This is a genomic window from Streptomyces sp. NPDC030245, from assembly GCF_055572995.1.
This window is the reverse complement of the sequence record NZ_JBVICF010000007.1, coordinates 169,428-189,618: the sequence shown is the minus strand read 5'-3', so window position 1 is coordinate 189,618 and position 20,191 is coordinate 169,428. Positions and strand designations below refer to the sequence as shown.

Here is a 20,191-nt window from a genome sequence, read left to right as displayed (position 1 = left end):
ACGGTCCGGTGGTGGAGTTCCGAAGCCAGGGTTGCAGTCAGGACGGCGACGGGGCTGACGACCGGACCGGGCGGCCCGCAGTGATCAGGGGCCGCCACCAGCAGGACCGCAGTACCCGCAGTAGCAGTACCCGCAAGTCCCGCAGGACAGCGATAGTGAGGTGGTCTCCGGTCAAACAACCGCGATCCCCGCACCCCCGACAGCCTTCAGGTCGGGCCTGCGGCCACAGAAGGCCGACGCGATATCAAGGTCGGCAGATGATGTAGCAACTCCTTAGGGGCCCTGGTGTCGTACGGCACCAGGGCCCCTCGACGTGTTCATGGAGTGGAGTCACCCAGATAGAACGCAGATAGAACGCACAAAAAGCAGATGGCCAACCCACTCTCAAGAGTGGGTTGGCCATCTGCTTCAGCTGTCGGGGTGGCGGGATTTGAACCCACGACCTCTTCGTCCCGAACGAAGCGCGCTGCCAAGCTGCGCTACACCCCGATGTCGTTGCTCCACTGGCCTGACGGGCAGGCCGTGGCGACATCGATTACTTTAGCGGACCGGCGGCCGGAGACGAAATCCGGTTTCCTCTCAGCCCTCGGGCAGGCCCCGGGCAGGCCCGGTACAGCCCCCGGCCCCCGGTCCAAGCACGCCTCAGTCCCGAGGCGCCAGCGTCAGCAGCGTCGCCTCCGGAGGGCACGCGAAACGCATCGGCGTGTAGCGGCTCGCCCCGCAGCCCGCGGAGACGTGGAGGAAGGACTTCTTGCCCTCCGCCTCGTGGCGGGAGAGGCCCTTCACGCGGTCCGTGTCCAGGTCGCAGTTGGTGACCAGGGCGCCGTAGAAGGGGATGCAGAGCTGGCCGCCGTGGGTGTGGCCGGCGAGGATCAGGGGGTAGCCGTCCGCCGTGAACGCGTCCAGGGAGCGCAGGTACGGGGCGTGCACGATGCCCATCGAGAAGTCGGCGCCGGACTCCGGGCCGCCCGCCACCTGCGCGTACCGGTCGCGCTTGATGTGCGGGTCGTCCAGGCCCGTGAGGCCGATCTCGTAGCCGTCGATCTTCAGCGAGCCGCGGGTGTTCGTGAGGTTGACCCAGCCCGCCTCGTCGAAGCCGTCGCGCAGGCCCTCCCACGGGTTGTGGATGACGCCGACCGCGGGGGCGTTGCCGTTCAGTCCGTGCTTGCCCTGCGCCTTCTCCAGCAGGTAGCGGGCGGGGTTGCGCAGCCTCGGGCCGTAGTAGTCGTTCGAGCCGAAGACGTACGCCCCGGGGAACTCCATCAGCGGGCCGAGCGCGTCCAGCGTCTCCGGGACGCCTTCCGGGTCCGACAGGTTGTCGCCCGTGTTGATCACGAAGTCGGGCCGCAGCCCCGCCAGCGACCGCAGCCACCGCTGCTTCTTGCGCTGTCCGGACACCATGTGGATGTCGGAGACCTGGAGGACCCGCAGGGGACGCATCCCCGACGGCAGTACGGGCACGGTGACCCGCCTCAACCGGAAAGATCGGGGCTCGATGCCGAACGAGTAGGCGAGACCGGCCGCTGCCGTCGCCGTGATGCCCAGAGGTACTGCGTATCGCGCGCGCATCCCCCCATCGTGTCAGACACCGGCAGCCGTCCATCCGGAGGGCGTTGGGGGCCAACCACCGGCCCCAGCAGGCCGACCGAGCGGAAATCGAGGGGCAGGCGACTCCCCGCACCTGCCACAATCAACCCATGACCACCCTCAAGGCCAAGCTGCACGAAGACCTCACCGCCGCGATCCGGGGGCGCGACGAGCTGCGCTCCTCGACGCTCCGGCTGACCCTCACCGCGATCACGAAGGAGGAGGTCGCGGGCAAGGAGGCGCGCGAGCTCTCCGACGACGAGGTGCAGAAGGTGATCGCCCGCGAGGCGAAGAAGCGCCGTGAGGCCGCCGAGGCCTTCGCCGAGGGCGGCCGCGCCGAGCAGGCCGCGAAGGAGAAGGCGGAGGGCGAGATCCTCGCCGAGTACCTCCCGAAGCAGCTCTCCGACGACGAGCTCCGGGAAATCGTCGCCCAGGCCGTGGCGGAGGCGAAGGCCGCCGGCGCGGAGGGGCCGCGCGCCATGGGCCAGGTCATGAAGATCGTGAACCCGAAGGTCGCGGGCCTGGCCGAGGGCGGCCGCGTCGCCGCCACGGTCAAGAAGCTCCTCGCGGGCTGAGACCAGTGGGTTGAGAACGGGCGGAAAGCACGCCGTCGCCGGGCGCCCGTAGCGCCGCGCCGCCTCCCGCACCCGTAACGCCGATGAGGGCGCCCCCTGCCTCAGGGGACGCCCTCATTCACGTACAGGAGAAGCACAGAGCGCGGAGGCTACCGCGGCCAGCCGCCGCCGATCCCGCCCCCGATGCCGTTCCCGCCGCCTCCGTGACCGCCGCCGTTCCCGCCGCCGCCGAGCACGTCCGGCGGGATCGAGAAGCCGGGCCACGGCTCGCCGCCGCCCCCACCACCGATACCGCCGCCGATCGCGCCACCGTCACTGCCACCGCCGCCGTGACCGCCGCCCCCGTTTCCGTTGCCGCCGTCACCGCCCGGCTTGCCGTCGTCGTGGCCGCCGCCGTGGTCCCGGTCCTTGGCCTTGCCCCCGCCGGGGATGTGGACGGTGCTGAAGCCCGGCGCCGGCTTGCCCGCGAGGGCGCCGCTCATCGCGTCGCGCCAGATCGGGCCCGGCACCTCGCCACCGAAGACCTTGTCGTACGGGACGCCGCCGATGGTGATGTTGACCATCTGCCGCTTGTGCATCGGGTCGCCGACCCAGACCGCGCCCGACATGTTCGGGGTGTAGCCCACGAACCAGGCGGCGTAGCGGAAGTCGGTCGTACCCGTCTTGCCCGCGCTCGGGCGGGAGCCGAGGCCCGCCTTCTTGCCCGTGCCGTCCTCGACCACGCCCTGGAGGAGCGTGTTGATGGTGTCGGCGGTCTTCTCCGACATGGCGCGCGAGCACTTCGACTTCGGCACCGGCAGCGACTTGCCGCCGAGCGTCGTGATCGCCTCGATGGCGATCGGCGTGCAGTACGTGCCGCGCGAGGCGAAGGTCGCGTACGCGCCCGCCATCGTCAGCGGCGACATCTCCTGGGTGCCGAGGGCGATGGACGGCGCCTGCACGATCTCCTTGCCGTCGGCCCGCTTCACACCCATCTTGTCGGCCAGCTTCGTCACCGGGCAGATGCCGATGTCTCCGATGAGCTGCACGTAGTAGGTGTTGACCGACTTCGCGGTCGCTTCCTCCATGCCGTACGGACCGACCTCGGTCTCGTTCTCGTTGGTCAGCTTCGCGCCGCCCGTGTTCACCCACTGCTTGCCGCCGCAGGTGGCCACCCGCTGCGGATACGGCATCTCGTACGGGGACGAGTAGACCTGCCCCGCCGACTTGCCGCCCTCCAGGGCCGCCGCCGCGACGATCGGCTTGAACGTCGAACCGGGCTGGTAGCCCGCGCCGCCGCCCATGGCGTCGTCCACGGAGAGGTTGATCGTGGTCTCGTCCTTCTTGAAGCCGTAGGGACGGGACTGGCCCATGCCGAGGATCCGGCCCGTGCCCGGCTCGACGATGGTGGCGGCGGTCGCCACGTCGTCGGTCTTGTTCACGTGATTCTTTATCGAGGCCTGCACCGAGTCCTGGGCCTGCGGGTCCAGCGTCGTGCGGACCTTCAGGCCGCCCCGGTTCCACACCTTGGCCCGCTCTTCCTTCGTCTTGCCGAAGACCGGGTCGTTCAGGAACACCTCGCGCACGTAGTCGCAGAAGAAGCCGGCGCCGCTGACCGAGGTGATGCAGCCGTTCTTGGGCCGGCTCACCTTCAGGCCGAGGTCGGTCTTCTTGGCCGCGTCGGCCTCCGCCTGCGAGATGTCGTGCGTGTCGGCCATCCGCTGGAGCACCACGTTGCGCCGCTTGGTGGCCTCGGCCGCGTCATTGACCGGGTCGTACCTGCTGGGCGACTGCACGATGCCGGCGAGGAGCGCGGCTTCTTGGACCAGCAGGTCCTTGGCGGGCTTGGAGAAGTACCGCTGGGACGCGGCCTCGATGCCGTACGCCTGCTGACCGAAGTAGGTGATGTTCAGGTAGTTCTTGAGGATGCGCTTCTTGCCGAGCTTCTCCTCGACCTGGATCGCGTACTTCAGCTCGCGGATCTTGCGGCCCAGCGTCTGCTGCGTGGCCTCGGCGACCTTCGTCGGGTCGTCGCCGGCCTCCTCCACGAAGACGTTCTTCACGTACTGCTGCGTGAGCGTGGACGCGCCCTGCGAGACGCCGCCGCTCTGCGCGTTCTGGTTGAGGGCGCGCAGGATGCCCTTGAGGTCGACCGCGCCGTGCTCGTAGAAGCGGGCGTCCTCGATCGCGACGATCGCCTTCTGCATGTACGGCGAGATGTCCTTGAGCGGCACGACCGTGCGGTCACGTGAGTAGACCGTCGCGATCGCTCCGCCCTTGTTGTCCAGGATCGTGGTGCGCTGACTGAGCGGCGGCTGCTTGAGGTTGGCGGGGATCTCGTCGAACCCCTCGACCGAGCCCTTGGCCGCGAGACCAAGGGCCCCGACCGCGGGCAGGGCGATCCCGGCCAGCACCGCACCTGCCAGGACGCTGACTCCTAGGAACTTCGCGGCCTGCTGAGTTGGTGACAGACCACCGCCCGAGCGCTTCTTTCCCATGAGGGCAGCCTACGTTCTGATTCGCCGGACAGGCCTTAATGCCTTGGCCTAAGCTGCTCCCAACTGTCACAGCGGTGCGGTTCGGCAACAAGCCCTGCATCGCTCCAGGATCCGACGAATTCCTGTCCGAATTCGCCTCATGTGGCGTCCGGCGTCCGTTGTGACGCAACTGAACTGTCCCGGAATGCCGGGTACCTCACGGATGTCGCCCGCTCACTCCGTCGGGTGATCTGCCGCTTACGCATAGTCCGTTCGGGCCATCCAAGATTGGGCCCGAAGGGGGTGTTGCGCTGTGCCCACCTTCCGTAACGTCCTCAACTGGCGGCGGTGCATATGCCGCTGCCGCCGTGGGGGAGCCTCGATTCGGGAGAGGACGGCGCCGGTATGGGCTGGGTAACCGACTGGAGTGCGCAGGCGGCCTGCCGCACTACCGATCCGGATGAACTGTTCGTTCAAGGAGCAGCGCAGAACAGGGCCAAGGCGGTGTGCACCGGATGTCCGGTGCGGACCGAGTGCCTGGCCGACGCGCTGGACAATCGCGTCGAGTTCGGCGTGTGGGGTGGCATGACGGAGCGGGAGCGACGCGCCTTGCTGCGCAGGCGTCCCACCGTCACCTCATGGCGCAGGCTCCTGGAGACTGCGCGCTCCGAGTACGAGCGCGGCGCGGGCCTGCTGCCCGTGGACTTGGAGGACGAGGAGACGTACGAGAGCTACGCGGCGGTGGGGTAGGCCGTCAGGGCGATGAGCCCCGTGCCGGGGCGTCCGGGCCGGCGCACCCCACGTTCCGTCAGCCCGCCAGTCGGTCCCCTACGGCCCGGAGCCCGGCAAGGTCATGCACATCCCCGGGCAGCGCGGCCACTTCGGCCACCGCCACCTCGGGGTGGAGCGCGGTGAAGCGATCGCGCGTGCGCTGTTCCCGCGTGAGCAGCTGCATGCGCTCCGCGTGCAGCCGCAGCAGAGCCGCGGTCAACTGCTCGACGGACGGGTCGGGCGCCACGGACGCATCGGAAGCGACGGACGGGTCGGGCGCCACCACGGACGCATCGGAAGCGGAGTCCTCTGAAGTCGCTTGTTTTTCGGGGGAGTTACGATCTCCTACCTTCCCGTCCCCCTGATCCACAATGCCGCTCTCCTCAAGATTTTCTGCGGCGGCGAGTGCCCGCTCGGCCGACAGCTGAGCGGCGCCGCTGCCATGCACCCGGTTCAGTACGAGACCGGCCAGCGGCATGTCGTCCGCGGCGAGCCGCTCCACGAAGTACGCGGCCTCCCGCAGCGCGTCCCGCTCCGGCGAGGCCACCACCAGGAACGCCGTGCCGGGCGCCTGCAACAGCCGGTACGTGGCGTCCGCCCGCGTGCGGAAACCGCCGAACATGCTGTCCATCGCCGTCACGAACATCTGCACGTCACGCAGGAGCTGCCCGCCGAGCAGCTTGCCGAGGGCCCCCGTCATCATCGACATGCCGACATTCAGGAACTTCATCCCGGCCCGGCCGCCCACCTTCGCCGGCGCCATGAGGAGCCGGATCAGCTTCCCGTCCAGGAAGGACCCGAGGCGCTTGGGGGCGTCGAGGAAGTCAAGCGCCGAGCGCGAGGGCGGCGTGTCCACGACGATCAGGTCCCACTCGTCCCGGGACCGCAGCTGCCCCAGCTTCTCCATCGCCATGTACTCCTGCGTGCCCGCGAAGCCCGCCGAAAGCGACTGGTAGAAGGGGTTGTTCAGGATCGCCCTGGCCCGCTCCCCGTCCGTGTGCGCCTCGACGATCTCGTCGAAGGTGCGCTTCATGTCGAGCATCATGGCGTGCAGCTCACCGGCGCCGTCGATCGCCTTGACCTGCCGCGGGACGTTGTCGAGCGAGTCGATGCCCATGGACTGGGCGAGCCTGCGCGCCGGGTCGATGGTGAGCACGACGACCTTGCGGCCCCGCTCCGCCGCGCGCAGCCCGATCGCGGCCGCCGTGGTCGTCTTGCCGACGCCTCCGGAGCCGCAGCACACCACGATGCGGGTCTTCGGGTCGTCGATCAGGGCGTCCACGTCCAGCGCGCGCCCGGGGGCCAGCGTCCGTGCCGCTTCCTGGCTGCTCGTCATGCGATCCCCTGCTTCCGCAGTTCCGTGGCGAGGTCGTAGAGGCCCGCCAGGTCCATCCCGCCCGCGAGCAGCGGGAGTTCGTGCAGAGGCTGGCCGAATCCGGTCAGCTGGTCGCGCTGGTCGCGCTCCAGGGCGTACCGCTCGGCGTACTCGGCGGCCTGCTCCAGGAGCGGATCGACCAGCCGCTCGGCGCCGCCGCCGCGGCGCGCACCGCCGAGGCCCGCGGCCGACAGCGACTTGGCGATCGCCGTACGAGGCGTCCGGTCGAGGCCCAGCTCCAGCGAGGCGTCGCCCAGCAGGGCCGGACGCACCATGTTGACGATGACCCGCCCCACGGGCAGCTGGGCGCCCCGCAGCTCGGCGATCCCGTCGGCGGTCTCCTGGACCGGCATCTCCTCCAGGAGGGTGACCAGGTGCACGGCTGTCTCGGGGGACTTCAGGACCCGCATCACGGCCTGCGCCTGATTGTGTATCGGGCCGATCTTCGCGAGCCCGGCGACCTCGTCGTTCACGTTAAGGAAGCGGGTGATGCGTCCGGTCGGCGGGGCGTCCATCACCACGCAGTCGTACGCGTACCGCCCGCTCTTGTCCTTGCGGCGCACGGCCTCACAGGCCTTGCCGGTCAGCAGGACGTCCCGCAGGCCCGGCGCGATGGTGGTGGCGAAGTCGATGGCGCCGAGCTTCTTCAGGGCCCGGCCCGCGCCCCCCAGTTTGTAGAACATCTGGAGGTAGTCGAGCAGCGCGAGCTCGGGATCGATGGCGAGGGCATACACCTCCCCGCCCCCGGGAGCGACGGCGATCTTCCGCTCCTCATAGGGCAGCGCTTCGGTTTCGAAGAGCTGCGCGATGCCCTGCCTGCCCTCGACCTCGACGAGGAGGGTGCGTTTGCCCTCCGTCGCCAGGGCGAGCGCGAGGGCCGCGGCCACCGTGGTCTTGCCGGTACCGCCCTTGCCACTGACGACCTGGAGCCTGCTCACCCTTCCGAGCCTAACCAGTCGCCGCACGGACCATGCAGGAGCCCACCCTGAGCAGCCCCGCACACCGACTACAGTCGGCCATATGACCAAGTGGGAATACGCAACCGTGCCTCTGCTCGTCCACGCCACGAAGCAGATTCTTGACACCTGGGGCGAGGACGGCTGGGAGCTGGTCCAGGTCGTCCCCGGGCCGAACAACCCCGAGCAGCTCGTGGCCTACCTGAAGCGGGAGAAGCAGGCATGAGCGGCGCCGTCGAGGCCCGCCTCGCCGAGCTCGGCCTGACCCTGCCGGAGGTCGTGCCGCCGCTGGCCTCGTACCAGCCGGCCGTCCAGTCCGGCGTGTACGTCTACACCGCGGGCCAGCTCCCGATGGTGGACGGCAAGCTCGCCGTGACCGGCAAGGTCGGCGGCGAGGTCACCCCGGAGGAGGCCAAGGACCTGGCCCGCACCTGCGCGCTGAACGCGCTGGCCGCGGTCAAGTCGGTCGCCGGTGACCTGGACCGCGTCGCGCGCGTCGTGAAGGTCGTCGGCTTCGTCGCGTCGGCCCCGGACTTCACCGGCCAGCCCGGCGTGATCAACGGCGCCAGCGAACTCCTCGGCGAGGTCTTCGGCGACAAGGGCGTGCACGCCCGCAGCGCCGTGGGGGTCGCCGTGTTGCCGCTGGACGCCCCGGTCGAGGTCGAGTTCCAGGTGGAGCTCGCAGAGGCGTGAAACGGTCCCTCCGGAGTGGCCGATTACACCAAGCGGCGCTCCGTAGGGCCCGATTGTTGCCTCTCGAACATCAGCCCACTAGGGGATAGCCTCCGCCCATGGCAAATGGGCAGTGGTACCCCCCGGAGTGGCCCGACCGCATCCGCGCCCTCGCGAGCGGCGAGCTGACTCCGGCCACCCCGCGCCGCGCCGCGACCGTCATGCTGCTCAGGGACGGCGCGGAGGGCGCGGAAGTACACATGCTGCGCAGACGCGCCTCCATGGCCTTCGCCGGAGGCGCGTACGCGTATCCGGGCGGCGGCCTTGACCCGCGCGACGACGACCACCTGGTGCGCTGGGCGGGCCCGTCGCGCGCGTCCTGGGCGGCCCGGCTGGGCGTCGAGGACGAGGCCGCCGCCCAGGCGATCGTGTGCGCCGCGGTCCGCGAGACGTACGAGGAGGCGGGCGTCCTGCTGGCGGGCCGGACCCCGGAGACGGTCGTCGGCGACACCACGGGCGACGACTGGGAGGCGGACCGCGAGGCGCTGGTGGCCCGCGAACTCTCCTTCGCGCACTTCCTGGACCGCCGAGGCCTCCATCTGCGCAGCGACCTCCTCGCCGCGTGGGCCCGCTGGATCACCCCCGAATTCGAGCCCAGGCGCTACGACACGTTCTTCTTCGTGGCCGCGCTCCCCGAGGGCCAGCGCACCCGCAACGCCTCCACGGAGGCCGACCGCACGGTCTGGATCCGCCCCGCCGAGGCGGCCGCCGGCTACGACGAGGGCGAGCTCCTGATGATGCCGCCCACGATCTCGACCCTCCGCGCCCTGAGCGCCCACCCGACCCCCCGAGCCGCCCTGGCCGCCGCCCCCTCCCAGGACATGACACCGGTCCTGGCCCAAGCCCACATGGAGAACGGCACCTTGGTCCTCTCCTGGCCGGGCCACGACGAGTTCACAAAGCACATCACCGCGGCCACCGACCGGTGACACCCCCGTGCCCCCGGGGAGACCCCCCACCGGCCGGAACCCGCAAACGCGCCGGAGGGGACGTGGGGGTATGTGCGAACGGAGCACCGAGCGCACGCTGGCGTCTTTGTCCGTGTGCCGCGGCGCAGGGATGGCGAGTACGCACATACCCCCGCGGCCCCGCCCCACGAAGCACCCGAGGCGCTTCACACCACGGCCCGCAGAGGACCACAGAGAACCGCCACCGCCCCCGAGACAGGAGTCACCCCCGCATGACCGATGCCGCCGCCCTCCCGGGCCAGCCCCGCGGCGGAGTCCTCACCGGCCCCGCCACCGCCCGCGCGGTCAACGTCCTCGCGCCCAACGCCTCCGCGATGACCCTGGACGGCACGAACACCTGGATCGTCTCCGAGCCGGACTCCCCGCTGGCGGTGGTCATCGACCCGGGACCGCTCGACGACGCCCACCTGAGCCGCGTCGTCGAGACGGCCGAGAAGGCGGGCAAGCGCGTCGCCCTGACCCTGCTCACGCACGGCCACCCCGACCACGCGGAGGGCGCCGCCCGCTTCGCGGAGCTGACACGCACCCACGTACGCGCCCTGGACCCCGCCCTGCGCCTCGGCGACGAGGGCCTGGCGGCCGGCGACGTCATCACCACGGGAGGCCTGGAGCTGCGCGTCGTCGCCACCCCCGGCCACACGGCGGACTCGCTCTGCTTCCACCTCCCGGCCGACCGCGCCGTCCTGACGGGCGACACGATCCTCGGCCGCGGCACCACGGTCGTGGCGCACCCCGACGGCCGCCTCGGCGACTACCTGGACTCCCTGCGCCGGCTGCGCTCCCTGACGGTCGACGACGGCGTCCACACGGTCCTGCCGGGGCACGGGCCGGTCCTGGAGGACGCGCAGGGGGCCGTCGAGTTCTATCTGGCGCACCGCGCGCACCGGCTGGCGCAGGTCGAGACGGCCGTCGAGAGCGGCCACACCGCGGCCGCGGACGTCGTCGCCCACGTGTACGCCGACGTGGACCGCTCCCTGTGGCCGGCCGCGGAGCTGTCGGTCAGGGCGCAGCTGGACTACTTGCGGGAACACGGCCTGATCTGACCCCGGAAAGCGCGATGGGTCCCGCCTCCGAAGAGGCGGGACCCATCCACGTACGAACACATACAGGCCACGTGCAGGCCCTGTACGGAAGAAGCGTCAGCGCGACCGCTTGGCCAGCCGCTCCACGTCGAGCAGGATCACGGCGCGGGCCTCGAGCCGCAGCCAGCCGCGACCGGCGAAGTCGGCGAGCGCCTTGTTGACCGTCTCGCGGGAGGCGCCGACCAGCTGGGCGAGCTCTTCCTGCGTGAGGTCGTGCACGACGTGGATGCCCTCTTCGGACTGCACGCCGAAGCGGCGCGACAGGTCGAGCAGCGCGCGGGCCACCCGCCCCGGCACGTCGGAGAAGACCAGGTCGGACATCTGGTCGTTGGTCTTGCGCAGGCGCCGGGCGACGGCGCGCAGCAGCGCGGCGGCTACCTCGGGCCGCGCGTTCAGCCAGGGCTGGAGGTCGCCGTGGCCCAGGCCGAGCAGCTTCACCTCGGTGAGGGCGGAGGCCGTGGCGGTCCGCGGGCCGGGGTCGAAGAGCGACAGCTCACCGATCAGCTCGCCGGGGCCGAGCACCGCGAGCATGTTCTCGCGGCCGTCGGGCGAGGTGCGGTGGAGCTTCACCTTGCCCTCGGTGACCACGTACAGCCGGTCTCCGGGGTCGCCCTCATGGAAAAGAGCATCCCCGCGCGCGAGCGTCACCTCACTCATGGAGGCGCGGAGCTCCGCGGCCTGCTCGTCATCGAGCGCCGCGAAGAGCGGGGCGCGCCGCAGAACGTCGTCCACGAGTTCTCTCCTTGTCGACCTGCTCAGGGGATCTTGGTTTCCCGCATATCAGGGGTCCGTGTTCCCCATTTTGCCGGACGGTCCAAACAGTGTGATCAGTCACAAGTCTGCCGCACCGGCGCCGCGAGCTGTGCGGGAGGGGGCCAATTGGGGGCCGATCCCTGGGGTCAGGGACGGATGTCAGTGTCGGGCTCTAGGCTGGCCGGGTGTCCAAAAAGCCGGTGAGAGCACAGGCCGAGGGGGCTGAGCCGGTGGCCGCCCTCCGGGATTCCGCTGTGGGCGAACACGCGTCCAATGCTTCCAATAAAGCGACAAAACGGACACCTTCCCTGATGTCCCCGGCGAAGAGGTCGACCCTGTGACCGCTGAGAAGACGACGCCCGAGAAGACCACCAAGAAGACCGCCAAGAAGAAGGCGACGCCCGGGACGCCCGCGACGAAGAAGACGGCCCCGGGGACGCCCCCGAAGAAGAAGGCGGCGCCCGAGAAGCCGTCGACCGCCCTCGTCCGCCGCGCCCGCCGGATCAACCGCGAGCTCGCGGAGGTGTATCCGTACGCCCACCCGGAGCTGGACTTCGAGAACCCCTTCGAGCTCCTGGTCGCCACGGTCCTCTCCGCCCAGACGACCGACCTGCGGGTGAATCAGACGACCCCGCGCCTCTTCGCCAAGTACCCGACTCCGGAGGACCTGGCCGCGGCCGTGCCCGAGGAGGTCGAGGAGCTGATCAGGCCCACCGGGTTCTTCCGGGCCAAGACCAAGTCGATCATGGGCCTGGCGAAGGCCCTGCGGGACGACTTCGGCGGTGAGGTGCCCGGCCGTGTCGACGACCTCGTCAAGCTGCCCGGAGTGGGCCGCAAGACCGCGTTCGTCGTCCTTGGCAACGCGTTCGGCGTCCCCGGCATCACCGTGGACACCCACTTCGGCCGGCTGGTCCGCCGCTGGAAGTGGACCGAGGAGACCGACCCGGAGAAGGTCGAGGCGGCCGTCGCCGCGCTCTTCCCGAAGAGCGAGTGGACGATGCTCTCGCACCGGGTGATCTTCCACGGCCGCCGCATCTGCCACTCCCGCAAGCCCGCCTGCGGCGCCTGCCCCATCGCCCCGCTCTGCCCGTCGTACGGGGAGGGCGAGACGGACCCGGAGAAGGCGAAGAAGCTCCTGAAGTACGAGATGGGCGGCTTCCCGGGCCAGCGCCTCAAGCCGCCGCCGGACTATCCGGGCAAGCCGGCACCGCCGCTCGCGGCGGGGTGAGGCGCCGCGGACACGTACCGACAGCACCGGCGCGGAGCGGAACGAACCACAGGGCCAAGAGCGTTGTCCAGAGACGGACGGGGGTGCCGATGACGCACGCGAGCGACACGACGGACAGCACGACCAGCAACACGACCCACCTGAGCAACAGCCACCCGAGCAGCACAGCCCACGCGAGCAACAGCCACCCGAGCAGCACCCATACGAGTACGAGTGACGGCAGCCCCATGCTCAGCACCGCAGGCCTGCCCGCCTGGCTGGACCCGGTCGTCCACGCCGCGCGAACCGTCGAGCCGCTCCAGCTGAGCCGCTTCCTGCCCCCGGAGAGCGGCGCCGGCCGCCAGTCCGCCGTACTCGTGCTCTTCGGAGAGGGCGAGAAAGGTCCCGAGCTGCTCCTGATGGAGCGCGCCGGCTCCCTCCGTTCGCACGCGGGCCAGCCCTCCTTCCCCGGCGGCGCCCTCGACCCCGTGGACGGCGACCCACAGGGCGAGGGCCCGCTGCGCGCCGCCCTGCGCGAGGCCGAGGAGGAGACGGGACTCGACCCCCGGGGCGTCCAGCTCTTCGCCGTGCTGCCCCGCCTCTTCATCCCGGTGAGCGACTTCGTGGTCACCCCCGTGCTCGGCTGGTGGCACACCCCGACACCGGTGGGGGTCGTCGATCCGAACGAGACGGCGCGGGTCTTCACGGTCCCCGTGTCCGATCTCACGGACCCGGCGAACCGGGCGACGGCGGTGCACCCCCGCGGCCACGCCGGCCCTGCGTTCCTCGTCGAGTCCGCTCTGGTCTGGGGTTTCACCGCAGGGGTGATCGATAGAATCCTGCACTTCGCGGGCTGGGAGCGCCCCTGGGACCGCGGCAGGCGGGTCCCGCTCGACTGGCACGCATGACAAGGTTGCGTGGAATGGGCGACCGCGATGCGAGGCGAGGATTGAATCGGTGAACGTGCTGGACGTCCTGCTGCTGCTCGCCGCCGTGTGGTTCGCGGTCGTGGGGTACCGCCAGGGCTTCGTGGTCGGCATCCTCTCGGTGATCGGATTCCTGGGCGGCGGCCTCGTCGCCGTCTATCTGCTGCCGGTGATCTGGGACGCGGTCAAGGAGGACGACGCGGCCACGGTGAGTACGACCGCGGCGGTGGTGGCCGTCGTCATCGTGATCGTCTGTGCCTCGATCGGCCAGGCCTTCACCACCCACCTCGGCAACAAGCTGCGCAGATACATCACTTGGCAGCCCGCCCGCGCCCTCGACGCGACGGGCGGCGCGCTGGTGAACGTCGTGGCGATGCTCCTCGTCGCCTGGCTGATCGGCTCCGCCCTCGCGGGCACGACGCTGCCGACGCTCGGCAAGGAGGTGCGCAACTCCAAGGTGCTCCTCGGGGTCTCCCGCGCGCTGCCGGGCCAGGCCGACACGTGGTTCAACGACTTCTCGTCGGTCCTCGCGCAGAACGGCTTCCCGCAGGTCTTCAGCCCGTTCTCGAACGAGCCCATCAAGGACGTCCGGCCCCCGGACCAGAAGCTCGCCAAGAGCAAGGTCGCCACGGAGGCCAAGCGCTCCATCGTGAAGGTCCGCGGTGAGGCCCGCAGCTGCGGCAAGGTCCTGGAAGGCACCGGCTTCGTCTTCGCCGACCGCCGCGTGATGACCAACGCGCACGTGGTCGGCGGCGTGGACGAGCCGACGGTCCAGATAGGCGATCAGAACCAGGTGTACGACGCGAAGGTCGTGCTCTACGACTGGGAGCGGGACATCGCCGTCCTGGACGTGCCCACGCTGAAGGCGCCGGCGCTGCGCTTCACGTCGAAGGACGCGCCCAGCGGCGCCGGCGCGATCGTCGCGGGCTTCCCCGAGGACGGGCCGTACGACGTGCGCCCCGCGCGCGTGCGCGGCCGCATCCAGGCGAAGGGCCCGGACATCTACCACCGCGGCACCGTCCGCCGCGACGTGTACTCGCTCTACGCGACGGTCCGCCAGGGCAACTCCGGCGGCCCGCTGCTCACGCCCGACGGCCAGGTCTACGGCGTGGTCTTCGCGAAGTCCCTCGACGACCCCGACACGGGGTACGTACTGACGACGGACGAGGTGCGCGAGGACATCGAGCGCGGCCGCACCGCCAACCAGGAGGTCGACAGCCAGGGTTGCGCGCTCTAGAGCGGTGGCGGTGCCGCGAATGCCCCTCTGGAGCGTGCCAGGGGGGCCGGAGAGCCGGGGCCCGTCGCGTCAGTCGCGTGTGTGCCGAAGCCGCGCGGAGACCCAGCGGGCCCTCCGGCGGAGGATGCGGGGAATGCCCATCGCCTGAGTGGGGCCGTGGTGGCCCGGGTCTTGCTGCGGCACGCCCCTCTCGTGGCTGTTCAGCGCTGCGGCCGAGCGGCGATTGCGTGCTACGTCACTGTAGTCGTGCGTCCAGCCCATACCCCGACGTGTGCCCGCGCCCCAAGGTCGGTAACCGCGCGCAGGGGCCCCAATTGGCCTATGCGCCGGGCAATTGGCGTTCGTAGGACAAGTGTTCGCCGCGCACACCCTTCCCGTTTCACCGGTCGGGCTCGGGGTCCTTCAGCCAGTTCACCAACTCCGTGGAGAACGCCCCCGGATCCTCCTCGTGCGGGAAGTGTCCGAGGCCGTCGAACAGTCGCCAGCGGTACGGGGCTTCGACGTACTCACCGGATCCCGCCGCGCTCCTCGTCCGCATCACGGGGTCCAGCGAACCGTGCAGATGCAGCGTCGGCACCCGCACCGGACGCTTCATGCGCCGGTTGAACTGGATTCCGTCGGGCCGTGCCATCGACCGCACCATCCAGCGGTACGGCTCGATCGAGCAGTGCGCCGTCGAGGGGATGCACACCGCGCGCCGGTACGTCTCGACCGCGTCGTCGTCCGGCAGCCGCGGCCCCGACCAGTCCCGCACCAGACGCCCCACCAGGGCCCCGTCGTCGGCGACCAGCTGACGCTCCGGCACCCACGGCCGCTGGAATCCCCAGACGTACGAGGCGGCCGCGGTCTGCTTGCGGTCCGACAGCATCGCCGAACGCCAGCGCCGCGGATGCGGCATCGAGGAGACGGCGAGGCGGCGCACCAGCTTGGGCCGCATCACGGCCGCCGTCCACGCCAGATACCCGCCGAGGTCGTGCCCGACGAGCGCCGCGTCCGGCTCGCCGAGGGAGCGCACGACGCCGGTGATGTCGAGCGCGAGGTTCGCCGGGTCGTAGCCGCGGGGTGTGCGGTCGCTGCCGCCCACCCCTCGCAGGTCCATCGCGACGGCCCGGAAGCCCGCGTCGGCGAGCGCCACCATCTGGTGCCGCCACGTCCACCAGAACTGCGGGAAGCCGTGCAGCAGAAGGACCAGCGGCCCGTCGCCCAGCTCGGCGATGTGGAAGCGCGCGCCGTTGGCGGCCACGTCCCGGTGGGTCCAGGGTCCCTCGATGCGGACGACCGAGGCGGGGGATTGGGCCGATGGGGCGGCGGGGTCCGTCATGAGGACGAGCGTGCCACAGTGGCCCCCGTCTCACCGACTCGGACCTCGACGGCACTCGCGGGGCTCACCGCGCGGGGGTGGGGTTTGACGTTCCCCAGTACGGCAGCCGTCTCTTTGGCCGATGCGGCGACCTTCTGGGGGCCCTTGCCCTTCTTGGCCTTCTTCGCGAAGACGACTCCGATCAGCGCGAGCACCCCGGCCACCAGCACATTGGCGGCGAAGGACAGCAGGAAGCAGACGGCGAGGTTCCAGTCGCTCCAGGTATGGATGCCGTACGCGAGCGCGAAGCTCAGCATCGGCAGCGAGAAGATGAGGACCGTGCCGGCCGCGGCGAACGCGCCGCCGCCGATCGCGCCGCGCTTGACGTCCTGACGCAGCTGGGCCTTGGCCAGTGCGATCTCGTCGTGCACCAGCGCGGACATCTCGCCGGTCGCCGTGGCGACCAGCTGGCCGAGGCTGCGCTCGGCGCCGACAGGACCGTCGGGTGAGCTCATCGCGTTCTCCCCTTTTTCTCTTCTGATCTCTTCTGGGATATGTCTGCTCAGATCATGCCGGACCGTTGCCGTCCTCGCGTTCCCCACCCGAGACTTCGGCAAGCCTTCGGTGCTCGGCGGCCTTCTTCTCGTAGATGGCGGCCATCCGGCGGTGGTACTCGGGGTCGTCCTTCTCGTAGATGTCGGGCACACCGCTGAGGTCCTCGTCGCGCTCCTCGTCCTCCCACAGCTTGCGGTACTTGGCGTTCCGTATCTTCAGAAGGATGCCGGAGAGCACGGCCGCGATGAGGGAGCCGCTCAGGACGGCCGCCTTGATCTCGTCGGTGAGCAGCGGGTCCGCGGTGAAGGCGAGTTCACCGATCAGCAGCGAGACGGTGAAGCCGATGCCGGCCAGCGAGGCGACCGCGAAGACGTCGGGCCAGGCCAGGTCGTCGTTGAGTTCGGCCTTGGTGAAGCGCGCCGCGAGCCACGTGCCGCCGAAGATGCCGACCGCCTTGCCGATGACCAGGCCGAGGACGACGCCGAGCGTCTCCGGCTGGGTGAACACATCCCCGAGCGCGCCGCCCGAGACGACCACCCCGGCGCTGAACAGGGCGAACAGCGGCACGGCGAGACCCGCGGAGAGGGGGCGTACGAGATGTTCGATGTGCTCGCCGGGGGAGTGCTCCTCGTTCGCGTCCTCCTTGTGGCAGCGCAGCATCAGGCCCATGGCGACGCCCGCGATGGTGGCGTGGATTCCGCTGTTGTACATCAGGCCCCAGATGGCGAGCGCCAGCGGAACGTAGATGTACCAGCCGCGCACCCGCTTCCTGAGCAACAGCCAGAAGACGGCGAGGCCGAGGACGGCGCCGCCGAGCGCCGCGAAGTTGAGGTCGCTGGTGAAGAAGACCGCGATGATCAGGATCGCGAAGAGGTCGTCGACGACGGCGAGGGTGAGCAGGAAGGCGCGGAGCGCGGACGGCAGTGAGGTGCCGATGACGGCGAGGACCGCGAGCGCGAAGGCGATGTCGGTCGCCGTCGGGACCGCCCAGCCGTCCAGGGAGCCGCCGCCGACGGTGTTGGTCAGGACGTACACGAGCGCGGGCACGGCCATGCCGCAGAGCGCCGCGACGACGGGCAGGGCCGCCGCCCTGGGGTCGCGCAGGTCGCCCGCGACCAGCTCGCGCTTGAGTTCGATGCCGGCCACGAAGAAGAAGACGGCGAGCAGGCCGTCGGCCGCCCAGTGCTGGACGGAGAGGTTCAGGCCGAGCGAGCCGGGGCCGAGGTGGAAGCCGCGGACGGAGTCGTACGATCCGCCGGCCGTGTTGGCCCAGATCAGCGCGGCGACCGCGGCGACGAGCAGCAGGACACCGCCGACGGTCTCGGCGCGCAGGGCTTCCGCGACGAAGTTCCGCTCGGGCAGGGAGAGGCGTCCGAGCACCTTGCGGTCGTTCTTGCTGGGGACGGGCGCGGACACGTGAGTCGACCTCCGGTCGGGTAGGCAGGGCTGAGCACATGCCGACCAGACTTCCCGGCGCACCTGGGTACTTCTCGTACGTCGTACCGCCGCGTGATCTTGTCGCGACGTTGACGCGTTCCTTAGCTTACCTAACGTACGCCCGGACGAATCCAGTGATCTTCACCTTAAGTGCAAAAAGGGCACCCGGCGCGCTTGGCGCCGGGTGCCCTTGCCCTCCTGCGGAGAGGTTCAGTCCTCGCTGGGAGCGGCCGGAAGCTTCGTCTGGATGAGGTCCATCACGGACGAATCGGTGAGCGTCGTGACGTCACCCAGCTCGCGGTTCTCCGCGACGTCCCGCAGCAGGCGGCGCATGATCTTGCCGGACCGGGTCTTCGGCAGCTCGGCCACCGGCAGGACCCGCTTCGGCTTGGCGATCGGGCCGAGCGTGGCGCCCACGTGGTTGCGCAGGTCCGCGACGAGCCCCTCGTCCTCGGCGCTCGCCGTGCCCCGCAGGATCACGAACGCCACGATGGCCTGGCCCGTCGTCTCGTCGGCCGCGCCCACGACCGCCGCCTCGGCGACCGCCGGGTGCGAGACGAGCGCCGACTCGACCTCGGTGGTGGAGATGTTGTGCCCGGAGACGAGCATCACGTCGTCCACCCGGCCGAGCAGCCAGATGTCGCCGTCGTCGTCCTTCTTGGCACCGTCACCGGCGAAGTACCGGCCCTCGAAACGCGACCAGTACGTGTCGATGAACCGCTGGTCGTCGCCCCAGATGGTGCGCAGCATCGACGGCCACGGCTCGGTCAGGACGAGATAGCCGCCGCCGCCGTCCGGCACCTCGTTCGCCTCGTCGTCGACGACGGTGGCGGAGATGCCCGGCAGGGCGCGCTGGGCGCTGCCCGGCTTGGTCTCGGTCACGCCCGGCAGCGGCGAGATCATCATCGCGCCGGTCTCGGTCTGCCACCAGGTGTCCACGATGGGGCACTTGTCGGCGCCGATGTTCTTCCGGTACCACATCCACGCCTCGGGGTTGATCGGCTCGCCGACCGACCCGAGCACCCGCAGGCTGCTGAGGTCGAACTTCGCGGGGATGTCGTCGCCCCACTTCATGAACGTGCGGATCGCCGTGGGCGCCGTGTACAGGATGGTGACCTTGTACTTCTGGACGATCTCCCAGAAGCGGCCCTGGTGCGGGGTGTCGGGGGTGCCCTCGTACATCACCTGGGTCGCGCCGTTCGCCAACGGGCCGTACGTGATGTACGAGTGGCCGGTGACCCAGCCGATGTCGGCCGTGCACCAGTAGACGTCGGTCTCCGGCTTGAGGTCGAAGACGGCGTGGTGGGTGTAGGCCGCCTGGGTGAGATAGCCGCCGGAGGTGTGCAGGATGCCCTTCGGCTTACCGGTGGTGCCCGAGGTGTAGAGGATGAAGAGCGGGTGCTCCGCGTCGAAGGCCTCGGGGGTGTGCTCGGCGGACTGCCGCTCGGTGATCTCGTGCCACCACACGTCGCGGCCCTCGGTCCACGCCACGTCCTGCCCCGTGCGCCGTACGACAAGGACGTGCCGGACGCCGTCGACGCGGCTCACGGCCTCGTCCACGGCGGGCTTGAGCGCGGAGGGCTTGCCCCTGCGGTACCCGCCGTCGGAGGTGATGACGACCTTCGCGTCGGCGTCCTCGATGCGCTTGGCGATCGCGTCCGAGGAGAAGCCGCCGAAGACCACCGAGTGGGCGGCGCCGATGCGGGCGCAGGCCAGCATCGCGACGACCGCCTCGGGGATCATCGGCAGATAGACGGCGACGCGGTCGCCCTTCTGGACGCCCAGCTCGGTCAGCGCGTGGGCCGCGCGGCTGACCTCGGCCTTGAGCTCTGCGTAGGTGATGGCCCGGCTGTCGCCGGGCTCACCCTCGAAGTGGATCGCGACACGGTCGCCGTTGCCCGCCTCGACGTGGCGGTCCACGCAGTTGTACGCGACGTTGAGCTGCCCGTCGGCGAACCACTTGGCGAACGGGGGGTTCGACCAGTCGAGCGTCTCGGTCGGCTCCGTGGCCCAGGTCAGCCGGCGGGCCTGCTCGGCCCAGAAGCCGAGCCGGTCAGCCTTGGCCTGCTCGTACGCCTCCGCCGTGACGTTCGCGGCGGCTGCCAGCTCCGCCGGCGGTGCGAAGCGACGCTCCTCCTTCAAGAGGTTGGCCAGGCTTTCGTTGCTCACGACATCTCCCTTGCGCTGCTTTGCCGGGGGCGACCGTTGTGTCCGAAGCCACAGCTCATCAGACGCGACCCGTGGTGACAAGGGTCTGCCGGAAATTGGTTTAGA

General features: G+C 70.3%; 19 protein-coding genes and 1 tRNA gene. 9 read left to right on the top strand and 11 right to left on the bottom strand.

All coding sequences use genetic code 11. The features are described from left to right. Positions 1-415 precede the first annotated feature (415 nt). Both ACZ4Z4_RS20405 and ACZ4Z4_RS20400 read right to left on the bottom strand, forming a co-directional pair. Positions 416-489 (bottom strand) — tRNA-Pro (locus ACZ4Z4_RS20405). A gap of 153 nt (positions 490-642) precedes the next feature. Beyond that, positions 643-1,569 (bottom strand): metallophosphoesterase, encoded by a 927-nt coding sequence (locus tag ACZ4Z4_RS20400; protein ID WP_468328788.1) that lies wholly within the window; start codon positions 1,567-1,569, stop codon positions 643-645. Positions 1,570-1,697: 128 nt separating this feature from the next. Between ACZ4Z4_RS20400 and ACZ4Z4_RS20395 the strand changes: the two genes are divergently transcribed. Beyond that, complete coding sequence (locus ACZ4Z4_RS20395) at positions 1,698-2,162, top strand: GatB/YqeY domain-containing protein (RefSeq protein ID WP_468328785.1); 465 nt, start codon at positions 1,698-1,700, stop codon at positions 2,160-2,162. A 149-nt stretch (positions 2,163-2,311) separates the two neighbouring features. Here ACZ4Z4_RS20395 and ACZ4Z4_RS20390 read toward each other — a convergent pair whose 3' ends face one another. Beyond that, complete coding sequence (locus ACZ4Z4_RS20390; protein WP_468328782.1) at positions 2,312-4,639, bottom strand: transglycosylase domain-containing protein; 2,328 nt, start codon at positions 4,637-4,639, stop codon at positions 2,312-2,314. A 384-nt stretch (positions 4,640-5,023) separates the two neighbouring features. Between ACZ4Z4_RS20390 and ACZ4Z4_RS20385 the strand changes: the two genes are divergently transcribed. Beyond that, positions 5,024-5,368 carry a WhiB family transcriptional regulator gene (locus tag ACZ4Z4_RS20385; RefSeq protein ID WP_030782081.1) on the top strand — a complete coding sequence of 115 codons (345 nt, stop codon included), beginning with the start codon at positions 5,024-5,026 and terminating at the stop codon, positions 5,366-5,368. A 58-nt stretch (positions 5,369-5,426) separates the two neighbouring features. Here the strand turns inward: ACZ4Z4_RS20385 and bagB are convergent, their stop codons facing one another. After that, positions 5,427-6,725: an ATPase BagB gene (bagB, locus tag ACZ4Z4_RS20380; RefSeq protein WP_468328779.1), complete on the bottom strand. Its 1,299-nt coding sequence runs from the start codon at positions 6,723-6,725 to the stop codon at positions 5,427-5,429. Then, a complete protein-coding gene (bagA, locus tag ACZ4Z4_RS20375) occupies positions 6,722-7,702 on the bottom strand; it encodes an ATPase BagA (RefSeq protein WP_468328776.1) in 981 nt (326 codons plus the stop codon). Before bagA ends, bagB begins: the two co-directional genes overlap by 4 nt. A gap of 82 nt (positions 7,703-7,784) precedes the next feature. Between bagA and ACZ4Z4_RS20370 the strand changes: the two genes are divergently transcribed. The 4 genes from ACZ4Z4_RS20370 to ACZ4Z4_RS20355 all read left to right on the top strand — a co-directional run bounded on the left by ACZ4Z4_RS20370 (position 7,785) and on the right by ACZ4Z4_RS20355 (position 10,463). Beyond that, positions 7,785-7,946, top strand: a complete 162-nt coding sequence (locus ACZ4Z4_RS20370) for a DUF4177 domain-containing protein (RefSeq protein ID WP_003975360.1) — start codon at positions 7,785-7,787, stop codon at positions 7,944-7,946. Beyond that, positions 7,943-8,413 (top strand): RidA family protein, encoded by a 471-nt coding sequence (locus tag ACZ4Z4_RS20365; protein ID WP_468328773.1) that lies wholly within the window; start codon positions 7,943-7,945, stop codon positions 8,411-8,413. Before ACZ4Z4_RS20370 ends, ACZ4Z4_RS20365 begins: the two co-directional genes overlap by 4 nt. 98 nt (positions 8,414-8,511) lie before the next feature. Further along, on the top strand, positions 8,512-9,381 hold the full coding sequence (locus ACZ4Z4_RS20360; protein ID WP_468328770.1) for an NUDIX hydrolase: 870 nt from the start codon (positions 8,512-8,514) through the stop codon (positions 9,379-9,381). 251 nt (positions 9,382-9,632) lie between these two features. Further along, positions 9,633-10,463 (top strand): MBL fold metallo-hydrolase, encoded by an 831-nt coding sequence (locus ACZ4Z4_RS20355; RefSeq protein WP_468328767.1) that lies wholly within the window; start codon positions 9,633-9,635, stop codon positions 10,461-10,463. Positions 10,464-10,559: 96 nt separating this feature from the next. On the opposite strand, the gene ACZ4Z4_RS20350 is transcribed toward ACZ4Z4_RS20355, so the two are convergent. After that, positions 10,560-11,234 carry a Crp/Fnr family transcriptional regulator gene (locus ACZ4Z4_RS20350; RefSeq protein WP_016642758.1) on the bottom strand — a complete coding sequence of 225 codons (675 nt, stop codon included), beginning with the start codon at positions 11,232-11,234 and terminating at the stop codon, positions 10,560-10,562. A gap of 358 nt (positions 11,235-11,592) precedes the next feature. On the opposite strand from ACZ4Z4_RS20350, the gene nth reads away from it, so the two are divergent. The 3 genes from nth (at position 11,593) to ACZ4Z4_RS20335 (ending at position 14,625) form a co-directional block, all read left to right on the top strand. Beyond that, positions 11,593-12,483, top strand: coding sequence for an endonuclease III (gene nth / locus ACZ4Z4_RS20345; RefSeq protein ID WP_468328764.1), 891 nt, complete (start codon positions 11,593-11,595; stop codon positions 12,481-12,483). Positions 12,484-12,710: 227 nt separating this feature from the next. Next, positions 12,711-13,370, top strand: a complete 660-nt coding sequence (locus ACZ4Z4_RS20340) for an NUDIX hydrolase (RefSeq protein WP_468329444.1) — start codon at positions 12,711-12,713, stop codon at positions 13,368-13,370. 49 nt (positions 13,371-13,419) lie between these two features. Then, positions 13,420-14,625: a MarP family serine protease gene (locus ACZ4Z4_RS20335; protein ID WP_468328761.1), complete on the top strand. Its 1,206-nt coding sequence runs from the start codon at positions 13,420-13,422 to the stop codon at positions 14,623-14,625. Between the two features lie 69 nt (positions 14,626-14,694). On the opposite strand, the gene ACZ4Z4_RS20330 is transcribed toward ACZ4Z4_RS20335, so the two are convergent. The 5 genes from ACZ4Z4_RS20330 to acs form a co-directional block, all read right to left on the bottom strand. Next, entirely contained in the window at positions 14,695-14,886 is a 192-nt protein-coding gene (locus ACZ4Z4_RS20330; RefSeq protein ID WP_468328759.1) for a hypothetical protein, read from the bottom strand. 118 nt (positions 14,887-15,004) lie between these two features. Continuing rightward, positions 15,005-15,946: an alpha/beta fold hydrolase gene (locus ACZ4Z4_RS20325; RefSeq protein WP_468328757.1), complete on the bottom strand. Its 942-nt coding sequence runs from the start codon at positions 15,944-15,946 to the stop codon at positions 15,005-15,007. Then, the gene (locus tag ACZ4Z4_RS20320; RefSeq protein ID WP_468328755.1) at positions 15,943-16,440 is read right to left on the bottom strand and encodes a phage holin family protein; all 498 of its coding nucleotides are present in this window, start codon (positions 16,438-16,440) and stop codon (positions 15,943-15,945) included. The genes ACZ4Z4_RS20325 and ACZ4Z4_RS20320 overlap by 4 nt, the downstream gene beginning before the upstream one ends. 52 nt (positions 16,441-16,492) lie before the next feature. After that, entirely contained in the window at positions 16,493-17,896 is a 1,404-nt protein-coding gene (gene nhaA / locus ACZ4Z4_RS20315; RefSeq protein WP_468328753.1) for a Na+/H+ antiporter NhaA, read from the bottom strand. 231 nt (positions 17,897-18,127) lie between these two features. Beyond that, the gene (gene acs / locus ACZ4Z4_RS20310; RefSeq protein WP_468328751.1) at positions 18,128-20,086 is read right to left on the bottom strand and encodes an acetate--CoA ligase; all 1,959 of its coding nucleotides are present in this window, start codon (positions 20,084-20,086) and stop codon (positions 18,128-18,130) included. Positions 20,087-20,191: the final 105 nt, after the last annotated feature.

Bases quoted from the DNA above. Each gene is read 5' to 3' on its own strand.
- ACZ4Z4_RS20400 (WP_468328788.1), bottom strand. From the start codon at position 1,569: ATGCGCGCGCGATACGCAGTACCTCTGGGCATCACGGCGACGGCAGCG.
- ACZ4Z4_RS20395 (WP_468328785.1), top strand. From the start codon at position 1,698: ATGACCACCCTCAAGGCCAAGCTGCACGAAGACCTCACCGCCGCGATC.
- ACZ4Z4_RS20390 (WP_468328782.1), bottom strand. From the start codon at position 4,639: ATGGGAAAGAAGCGCTCGGGCGGTGGTCTGTCACCAACTCAGCAGGCC.
- ACZ4Z4_RS20385 (WP_030782081.1), top strand. From the start codon at position 5,024: ATGGGCTGGGTAACCGACTGGAGTGCGCAGGCGGCCTGCCGCACTACC.
- bagB (WP_468328779.1), bottom strand. From the start codon at position 6,725: ATGACGAGCAGCCAGGAAGCGGCACGGACGCTGGCCCCCGGGCGCGCG.
- ACZ4Z4_RS20370 (WP_003975360.1), top strand. From the start codon at position 7,785: ATGACCAAGTGGGAATACGCAACCGTGCCTCTGCTCGTCCACGCCACG.
- ACZ4Z4_RS20365 (WP_468328773.1), top strand. From the start codon at position 7,943: ATGAGCGGCGCCGTCGAGGCCCGCCTCGCCGAGCTCGGCCTGACCCTG.
- ACZ4Z4_RS20360 (WP_468328770.1), top strand. From the start codon at position 8,512: ATGGCAAATGGGCAGTGGTACCCCCCGGAGTGGCCCGACCGCATCCGC.
- ACZ4Z4_RS20355 (WP_468328767.1), top strand. From the start codon at position 9,633: ATGACCGATGCCGCCGCCCTCCCGGGCCAGCCCCGCGGCGGAGTCCTC.
- ACZ4Z4_RS20340 (WP_468329444.1), top strand. From the start codon at position 12,711: ATGCTCAGCACCGCAGGCCTGCCCGCCTGGCTGGACCCGGTCGTCCAC.
- ACZ4Z4_RS20330 (WP_468328759.1), bottom strand. From the start codon at position 14,886: ATGGGCTGGACGCACGACTACAGTGACGTAGCACGCAATCGCCGCTCG.
- ACZ4Z4_RS20325 (WP_468328757.1), bottom strand. From the start codon at position 15,946: ATGACGGACCCCGCCGCCCCATCGGCCCAATCCCCCGCCTCGGTCGTC.
- ACZ4Z4_RS20320 (WP_468328755.1), bottom strand. From the start codon at position 16,440: ATGAGCTCACCCGACGGTCCTGTCGGCGCCGAGCGCAGCCTCGGCCAG.